The 8,979-nt window shown below is 53.3% G+C and carries 6 protein-coding genes; all 6 read right to left on the reverse strand.

What is annotated here, in order from left to right; translation table 11 throughout:
- Nucleotides 1–144 precede the first annotated feature (144 nt).
- Nucleotides 145–657: a methylated-DNA--[protein]-cysteine S-methyltransferase gene (locus HY768_11695; GenBank protein MBI4727856.1), complete on the reverse strand. Its 513-nt coding sequence runs from the start codon at nucleotides 655–657 to the stop codon at nucleotides 145–147.
- 305 nt (nucleotides 658–962) lie between these two features.
- The gene (gene uvrC, locus HY768_11700) at nucleotides 963–2,759 is read right to left on the reverse strand and encodes an excinuclease ABC subunit UvrC (protein MBI4727857.1); all 1,797 of its coding nucleotides are present in this window, start codon (nucleotides 2,757–2,759) and stop codon (nucleotides 963–965) included.
- Between the two features lie 54 nt (nucleotides 2,760–2,813).
- Nucleotides 2,814–3,641, reverse strand: coding sequence for a class I SAM-dependent methyltransferase (locus HY768_11705; GenBank protein MBI4727858.1), 828 nt, complete (start codon nucleotides 3,639–3,641; stop codon nucleotides 2,814–2,816).
- Nucleotide 3,642: 1 nt separating this feature from the next.
- A complete protein-coding gene (gene deoC / locus HY768_11710; protein MBI4727859.1) occupies nucleotides 3,643–4,287 on the reverse strand; it encodes a deoxyribose-phosphate aldolase in 645 nt (214 codons plus the stop codon).
- Between the two features lie 207 nt (nucleotides 4,288–4,494).
- On the reverse strand, nucleotides 4,495–6,300 hold the full coding sequence (locus HY768_11715) for a BamA/TamA family outer membrane protein (GenBank protein MBI4727860.1): 1,806 nt from the start codon (nucleotides 6,298–6,300) through the stop codon (nucleotides 4,495–4,497).
- Nucleotides 6,297–8,979, reverse strand: a 2,683-nt coding sequence (locus HY768_11720) for a PD40 domain-containing protein (GenBank protein MBI4727861.1), incomplete at its 5' end; no start/stop codon positions are given. The genes HY768_11715 and HY768_11720, both read right to left, overlap by 4 nt.

The raw sequence follows: 8,979 nt of genomic DNA on the forward strand, positions 1-8,979 counted from the left end.
ATCAGGGTTATTCAGCGCAGGGCGTATGGTTTGAGAGACGAGGAATACTTACGGTTGAAGGTACTGACCTGCACGCTTCCTCCCCTGTAAGTAGCCCAAAATCACCTAAAATCACCCACACTCATTGGAGAAGACCCATTTTAGTTACAATATCCTCAGTTCTCCCCGTTCCTGCATCAGCAGTTTCTCCTTCCACCCGGCTCCGGCCGAGAACCCGCCCAGCGACATGTCGTGCATGATCACCCTATGGCAGGGGATTATTATGGGCAGGGGATTCATGCCCAGGGCCCGGCCCACCGCCTTGGAAGCTTTTGGATTATGTATCTGGGCGGCCATCCACTTGTAGCTGCGCACCTGGCCGTAGGGTATCTGCCGGGCCTTTTCCCAGATGGAGCGCTCAAAGGGCGAGGCCCCCCGCAGGTCCAGCGGGTAATTGAACTCGGTAGGCAGCCCGGCGAAATAACCGGCCAGATCCACCAAAAGATCCTCGAACCTGTCCTGGTCGTGGAGGAAGGTGAAATCGGACTTCCGGCTGAGGCTGGCGAAGTTCAACGCCAGGTCGTGCCGGCCCAGTGCCAGGTTGAACAGCCCGGCCGGCGTGGCGGAGATGAATATCTTTCCGATGGGGAATTCGTATTGCCCGTAGTATATGTTCATATTATGCGCGTGAAAAATTCTAACGTAACCACAAAGCATGCACTGAGCAACGCCGAAGTGACACCAAGACAAAAAATATTTATTTACTGAACTTTGGCAAAGGTGAAATTCAAAATCCTAATTTCGAAATCCGAAATCACCGCCTTTGGCGGGATCCCGATATTGCGGGACAAATTCCAATTACCAAATTCTAAACAGTTTTAAGAATTAAATGGGGTTTTGCTTTGGATTTGTTTTAAATTTCGTATTTCGTGCTTTGAATTTCCTCAACTTTGGCTTTTTGCCAAAGTTGAGTATTTATCGTATCATAGATTTTCCTTTTGTAAATACTCAATGACCTTGGCCGCAGTTTTGGAACCCAAAATTTCGGAAAGTCTTTCGGGGTCTGTTTCCCTGATTCTTTTAAGCGAACCGAAGGTTTTGAGCAAAAGTTTGGACTTTTGAGCACCGATGCCGGGTATCTTGTTCAGTTCTGAGTCTATGCCCTTCTGCCTTAGCTTGTGATGATAGCTTTGGGCAAAACGGTGCGACTCGTCCCGTAAACGCTGCAGCAGGTGCAGGGCCGAGGAATTTCTGGCCAAACTTACCACCTCGCCCCCGGTTAAGTAGATTTCCTCCAATCGCTTGGCCAGGCCGGCCACCATTACATTATAACCCTTTTCCCCGGCCAAATGCAAGGCCGCATTCAGCTGGGGCAGGCCCCCGTCCACCAGCAGAAAATCAGGGTGCGGCTCGTTCTTTTCCTCCTGATTCTCCCAATACCGTTCTATGGTCTCGCGCATCATGGCCGGGTCGTTCACGCCCTCCACTGCCTTGATCTTGAACTTCCGGTAACCTGATTTGAAAGGCCGGCCGTCTTTGAAACTGACCGCCGAGCCCACCGCATCGGTGCCCGAGATGTGCGAGATGTCAAAAGCCGTGATGCTGCGGGGCAACGCCGGCAGCCCCAGCGCTTGCTGCAACTCCAGCAGGGGTTTAACGGTTTTGGAATTAAGCTCCTCCTTCTGGGCCACCATTTCATCCAATTTAAAGCCGATCTGTTTCTGGGCCAGGTTCAGGAACTTCTTTTCCAAAGTCGTGGCCGGACGGACGATGGTCACTTTCTGGTTCTTGAGACGGCTCAGCCATTCCTCTAGTAGGTTATGGTCTTCCGGAAGTATGTCCAGCAATATTTTCTGGGGTATGGTCAGAACTCTTAGATAGTGCTGTTCCATGAACCCCGGCCACAGTTTGCTTTCCTCCAGTTCCAACGGATTGTCCAGCGCCCGGTCCAGGCGGGCAACCAGCCGGCCCTCCCGGAATTGCAGCACGGTAACAAAAGCCTGGGCTTTAAGCCTTCCCATGGCCATCACGTCGCAGTCGGCCTCGTCGGGCAGGATTGTTTTCTGGTGGGCGGTCACCTTCTGAAGATTTTGCAGGTGGTCGCGCCAGCGGGCGGCCGCTTCAAAATCCAGTTTTTGGGCGGATTCGTCCCGCAACCGTTTCAGCTTCCGTTCCAGCTCCTTGCTGCGCCCGGTCAAAAATCCCACCGCCGACCTGATCATGGCCTGGTATTCCTGCTCCGAGATGTAGCCCTGGCAGGGGCCGTAGCATTTTCCGATGTGGTAATTCAGACAGGGCCTGGAAGGGCCTTTGTCCGGCAGTTGACGGCTGCAAGAGCGCAGGGGAAAAATGGTCTTCAATAGTTTCAGGGTGCGCTTAACCGCCGTGGCGTCGATATAGGGCCCGAAAAGTTTTGAGCCGTCATCGGACAGATTGCGGGTGGAATATATTTGAGGAAAGGTTTCCCGGGTTACTTTGATCCAGGGGAATTTCTTGTCGTCCTTTAAATTGATGTTGTACTTGGGCTGGTGCTTTTTGACTAACTGGGCTTCCAAGATCAACGCTTCGATCTCGGAGTCGGTCAGGATGTAGTCAATATCCGTGGTCAGCGACACCATCCTCATTTCCTTGGGATCGATGTTGTTGCGCAGATGGTCCAGCACCCGGTCCTTGATGCCCTTGGCCTTGCCGATGTAGATCAACCCGCCTGCGGCGTCCTTGAACAGGTAGACCCCGGGTTGCTGAGGGAAGTTTTGTATTTTGGATAATATATTGGACACGGACGTCGTCATGAGCGTTTGTCAAATGATCAACACGGATTCGATTTGCTGGTTTTACTTTTTACGTACAATGATCATCATATGCCCGCTGGCATCCACCACGGACGGTTGAGTGCATATCTGATAATGGGCATCGACCCAGTTTTTCCAGGCCTTGGGATATTCTTTGGCAAACTGGTTGGTGATCCTGCAGCTGCTGTTAAGCCCTTCCAGCCCCACCATCTCAAGCGTCTTGGCTTTGCTCTCAGAAAAAAGCGTTTTCAACTCTTGCGCGGTAAAAAAATGACAATAACCGTGGCCGCACCAATGGTAATCATCCCCGGTCCGGGAAAAGCGCTGAAATGCCTTCTTGTCATTCACCTCCCGAGGCCAGCCTTCCGGTGTGGCCAGCATCACCCCGTATTTGCCCATCACCGAAACGAAGACCGGAGCGTTTCTCCCGGCCACCCGGAGCAGCTCGGAAACGGCTTTGGCCCTCATCTTGGCCGGATGCACATGGGACAAAGGCCCGCCCAGGCAGATAACGGCGTCAAATGAATTGCCGGGATAGCGTGACAGGTCAGTTATAGTGCCCGGGTCTATTCTCTTGATGCGTTTTGTCATTCCGCTCTTGGCAATTTGCTTTTGGGCAAAATCCAAATTTTCGGGCACCAGATCGAGAAGCACCACGTCGTAACCCAGCTTAGCCAGTTCGATGGTGTACCGGCCTGGACCGCCGCCGGCGTCAAGTATCAGGCCGTTCTTAGGCAGATGCTTTTTCAGGTAGCGCATTGTGGTCTCGAATTCCAGCCTGTGAAAAGGGTCCTGAACCAAACGTCCCCATTCCCTGGTGGCGCAGGCGGCATACATCTTTTTTGTCAGTTTTGTTTCTTTATTTTCCATCTCATTTATCCATTTGTTCCATTATCTTCACGCCGGACGAAGTGCCGATCCGGCTGGCCCCGGCCAGTATCATCTTGTTGGCCTCCTCCAGGCTGCGCACCCCGCCCGAGGCCTTGATCCCCATCTGCGGCCCGACCGTCCGGCGCATCAGTGCGATATCGGCGGCTGCGGCTCCGCCGGTGGAAAAGCCGGTGGAGGTCTTCACGAAATGGGCCCCGGCCGATCTTGAGATCAGGCAGGCCAGTATTTTCTCTTCCTCGGTCAACAAACAGGTTTCTATGACCACCTTGACCAGTGCCCCGGATGAGGCTTTGACCACGGCGGCGATGTCCCGATGAACAGTTTTATGGTCTCCGGATTTCAGAGCGCCGATGTTTATTACCATGTCTGCTTCAGAAGCTCCCTGTTCCACCGCCAGGCGGGCTTCCTGGGATTTTATTTCCGGAGCATTAGCCCCCAACGGAAAACCGCAGACCGTGCAGACCTTGACATTACTTCCTTTCAGCAATTGAGCGGCCAGCGGCACCCAGCCGGGATTTATGCAGACCGAATAGAAGCCATGCTGCCGGGCCTCGGCGCATAATTTTTTGATGTCCGCACTTTGGGCCTCTGGTTTTAGGATGGTATGGTCAATGAAACCAGCCATCACTGTTTTGGATTCAGGTATCTTGCCGGACCTGTTTGCCTGCATTTTTACCTCTTGCCATACCGTTCCATCGGGCAACTGGTCTGGGATTAGGATGCCGGAGTTCTGCAATAACTGCCGGGCTTGTTTTATCTGGTCTTGCATATTGTTTCCTGTGTATTGTTCAATTGTATAAAATCCTGTTAATCCTGTCGTAAAGGGAAAAAGTTAAAACGCCTCGCCCCAGGCCAGAACCGCCCGCCAGTACTTGATCTGGTCAATTTTGTCGGACGGGAAGGCAAGGTCGGCCCGGCCGGCGCCGAAGGGAAAGACATAACGGGCCCCGAAGCCAGGCGTGCCGTGCCACTGGGGCACGGACAATTTACTTACCTTGCAGTTCTCCAACAATCCGGCATCGGCAAAAAGCACTCCCACCCAGTGCTTGGGAAAAAATATTTTGAGTTCTATGTTGACCAGTCCCATCTTGTCGCCGCCGATGTTGCTGCCCGAGGCGTCCACCTGGCCCATCCGGCCGCTGCTGAATCCCCGGATAGTGGTGGGCCCGCCCAGAAAATACTTCTCGTACGGCGGCACCTGGGCGTGCAGGGCCCAATCACCGATGATCCCGTACTTCAGCCGGGCGGAGATTCCCAGCGGCCGGTAGGGGTTGAAATGTGCTATCCATTCGTTGGCCAGGCGCTGATAGGTCTCGGTTCCGCCCAGCAATCCTCCGGTGTAATCGGTCTGCCATTCGTAGCCGAAGCCCGATCTGGGATTGACCGGGTCGTCAAACCGGCGGTATTCGCCGAACAACTGCATCGTCCGCCGCCCCCGGTAGCTGATGGTGTCGGCCGCGTTGCCTTGCCGGCTCCAGTCGGGCGAGAGCTTCAGCCATTCTTGTTTCCACCGGGCGCCTAGGGTGGAATACCGGCCCAGCATTTTGCCCAGCATGAAATCCAGTCCGATAATCTGCAAGCGATAATCGGTATACGGCGGACGGAAATCGTCATAATAAAATGAAATTTCCGACTGGGTACGGCCGCCCCACAGCCACGGCTCCATATATGATGCTTTGGCCTGGCGGCGCACCGTTTTCAGGCCGCTCCAGACCTGAAAGGCGGTCAGCGCCTTGAATTCCAGGGTTCTTCCCATTCCGCCGATGTTCCGGTCCGCCCAACTGCCCGTGAGTCTGAAAGCGTCGCCGCTGCCATAACCAAACCCCGCGGCAAAAACATGGCGGGTTTTCTCTTTTACTTCCACCTCAATATCTATCTCGGACCGGTCGGGGTTGGCGGCGCCCGGCGCAACTTTGGCCTCCTTGAACAATCCGGTTGACAATAATTGGAACTGGGATTTTAAAAGAGCCCGTCGGGAAAAAGTATCGCCGGACTTTAAGGCCAGCTCCCTCTCTATCGCCAGGCTTTGGGTCAACAAATTACCCCTGATTATGACGCGCCCGATCTTGGCCGGCAGGCCTTCGGCCACCGTAAATACCAGTTCGGCCTGGCCAGGATTTATATAGTTCAGCTCGTGCTCCACCTCGGCATAGATGTAACCAAGATCGGCATAGAAAAGCATTAAAATGAAGTCATCTTCGCCTAAGGCTGACAGATCAAGCCCTTGGCCGGCCCTTGTTTTCAAGAGTCCAATGAGCCGGTCGCTGTCCAAGACGGAATTGCCCCGGAAGATTATTTTCTCCACCAGGCAGCGCCGGCCTTCCTGGACATAGATCTCCACCCGGGAGGCGCTTCCGTCTTGCTGATCGATAAATTTATGGCTGATCCCGGCATCCAGATAACCCTGGCGGCTGTAAAATGACTTTAACCTTCCCGTCGCCGTCTCCAGACTTTCGGGAATAATTTTGCCCTGCACCAGCCTAAACTTCATCTGTTTTTTCAGGACCGAAGCAGAATAGGAGACGTTGCCGGTAATGGATATCTCAATATTCCCGGATCCTTCCGCCCGGGCTTGGCAAATTATTCCGGCTGGTAACCAGAATAAAATGAACAAAATATTCAAATGATAATTTTTCATATTCCCAATATATCCTGAGTAAATGTCAAATACAGACTGTACTTTTGAGAACGTTGAAGAGCCCTGACCAAACCTACCTTAAAAGAGGACGGCAGAGAATAAAACACCGTCCAGTCCGTGACCAGTTCCGCCCCCAGGCTCTGCTTGAAGGTTTTGGATCTCAGGTCGCTGAAACTATAAGCGCCGGCGCCGGCATCCCAGAAGGCCGCAGCATGGATATTCTTAAAGTAAATCGGCCAGGTGGAAATGCCCCGCTGGATGTCTACCAGCGGCAGGCGGTATTCCAAAGTTACGGCCAACCGGCGCGGGCCAATCGTCTCGGCCTGATCGTAGCCCCGGAGGTTGAGCCAGTTGTTGGTTTCCCGATAGACTTGGCTCCGGGCATAATAAGCATCGGCTCTGAGGCTGGCTTTCAGCACCTGACGGGAAAAAGACAGGCTCAGGTATTCGTTCCATAAGCCGAACAAATAAGTTTGATCAAGATCGCTTCCCCAGGTTTCATGATAAAAAGCAGCCCGGGCAAATATCCTGCGGCCGTCCTGGGGGCTGATGGAATTCCGGTAAATTTTGTAATTGCTGAAACTCACGGCTGTACTGATGTCGCAAAGATTCCCGGTCCAGTAAGGATTATACACCCCGTCGATCAAGTAATTTAAGCCCATTAAACGCTGATGTCTGAAACGAATGGATGGAGTAAGGCTGTAATCCGATCTTTTGAACGGCCAGCCAAAAGACAAGGTCTGTTCCTGCTCTCTTTGCCAATAAACCGTATCCTGGCCGGAGATATTCACATTGTAACCCGCCGGATAATCCCTAAGCGTCAGGCTCACTGGCAAACTTAAGCTTTGATCGGCATACTGCAGATCAAAGTAAAATCTGTGGTTGGACGGGCTGGCCCCGGCCGATAAATAATAATTCCGCTGTAACAACGCATCCCACCCCCAAAGGCTGACGCCCAGCGCTCCGTCCTTTTCATCGGTAAAGGCGGTGGGGAACCATAGCACCGGCATCATGGTCTTTAAGGGCTGGTATTTTTTTATTTGATATTCTGTTCTTTGAAACTGTTTGGCCGGCTGGAATATTTCAGGATCAAGAATTACCGCCTTAGTAACAGGATAATTCCCCGTTTGCGCTTTGACCAGATCGTAGCCCCGGGCCGAGAGGTCAAGATACAAGATCGTGCTGTCGTTCAATATATTCGGGAAAAGCGAACCACCTACGACATTGGTCAATCGGGATATTGTTTTTTGATTTAGATCATAACTGTAAGTATTCCAGATGCCGGAACGGTCCGATGAGAAATAAACCATCCGGCCGTCTTGGGACCAGCTGGGACAAAGCTCCTGGGTCTGATCGCAGAACAGCGTTTGGAACTCGGCTTGGGCGATGTCATAGCTATAGATATCGCAAAAGCCCTGGCCGGTCCAGGCCACCAAAGCCAGCCGGCTGCCGTCGGGAGACATTTTCAAATGGCTGTAAGTGCAGGAATCGCTGAAGTCCGTCAGATATTTGACTGTCTGGTTGGCGATATCCAAACGGCCCAGGGCATAGGCTCCGCCCTGGCTGCCCGCGAAATACAGGCTTCGGCCGTCAAAGGAAAATGCCGGATCCTTCGCCCGGAGTCCCCGGCTGATCCTGGTGGTCCGGCCGTTCGCGATATCCAGAAGATACAAGTCGTTGTAATGTTGGCGGCCTGATCCCAAATACTCGGATTTGGCAAAAGCCAGCTTGGCGCCGTCCGGGCTGAAGCACAGGAAACTCTGGAACTCACCCCGGACCAATATGCGGGAAGAGCCTGAAGACAGGTCATACAAAATTATCCGGGAACGATCCCGACTGTCGCTTTGGACATAGGCGGCATATCTGCCGTCCGGGGAAATATCCAGTCCTGCCTTATCAAACCCGTTGGAGGTCAATTTTTCCGTAAAATTCAGACCGGAAGCCTTGATGGAATCTATTTGCGCCCCGTAGATTTTTTGGCTGTGCCGCCGCCATTCGTCCCAAAGCCGGGGCAAGCTTTGGCCTAATGTTTTTTTGGCCGGCCGGTTCTGCATGAATGGCAACGTCATCCCGCTGTGCCGTTTTTGATATTCGGCCAATTTTGATTCTCCGAATCTTTCGGCCAGGTACTGGTGGAATTTTCCCCCGAACAGGTAAGGGGCCTCACTGGGCCAGGCCGGACCGAAGACGGCGACCTGGTCTATCGCCGGCCATTTATTTTCATTGACGTATGATCTGAGTATCCCGTCATACAAGGCTCCCTTGTTGCGTCCGAACCTGGTGTACCGGCTTTCGGAATAGACCGCCAGGCCCTCGATCTGATTCCAGGGCTGAACGGCGTTGGGCAGGAATAAGCGGCCGAATGACTGGCACAAAAATCCCGGGAAACCGCTGACCATATCCATGTCCAGCAGGTGGGTGTACTCGTGGACTATCAGCTCCTCCATCCAGTCGTCATAGTTCCCGGGCTGGCCCGCCGGCTGGCTCAGATATATGACTATGGTCCGCCGGGGAAAGGCAGTGGTAATAGCGTTGGCTTGGTCCAGATGGTCGGTAAGGATGATCTCCGTCCTGCCGCCGGGTCTCCACTTCAGGAAAGGAACCAGCCGGTCGTAGGTCTGCTCGGCCAGCCGGGCGCACTTTTCCGCCTGGGCCTGGTGATCGGGCTGGAACAGAACG

The organism is candidate division TA06 bacterium, from assembly GCA_016208585.1.
In the GTDB taxonomy this organism is placed as follows: domain Bacteria; phylum Edwardsbacteria; class AC1; order AC1; family EtOH8; genus UBA5202.

Coding starts and splice junctions, on each gene's coding strand:
- HY768_11695 (MBI4727856.1), bottom strand. CDS start 657: ATGAACATATACTACGGGCAATACGAATTCCCCATCGGAAAGATATTC.
- deoC (MBI4727859.1), bottom strand. CDS start 4,287: ATGGCTGGTTTCATTGACCATACCATCCTAAAACCAGAGGCCCAAAGT.
- HY768_11705 (MBI4727858.1), bottom strand. CDS start 3,641: ATGGAAAATAAAGAAACAAAACTGACAAAAAAGATGTATGCCGCCTGC.
- HY768_11715 (MBI4727860.1), bottom strand. CDS start 6,300: ATGAAAAATTATCATTTGAATATTTTGTTCATTTTATTCTGGTTACCA.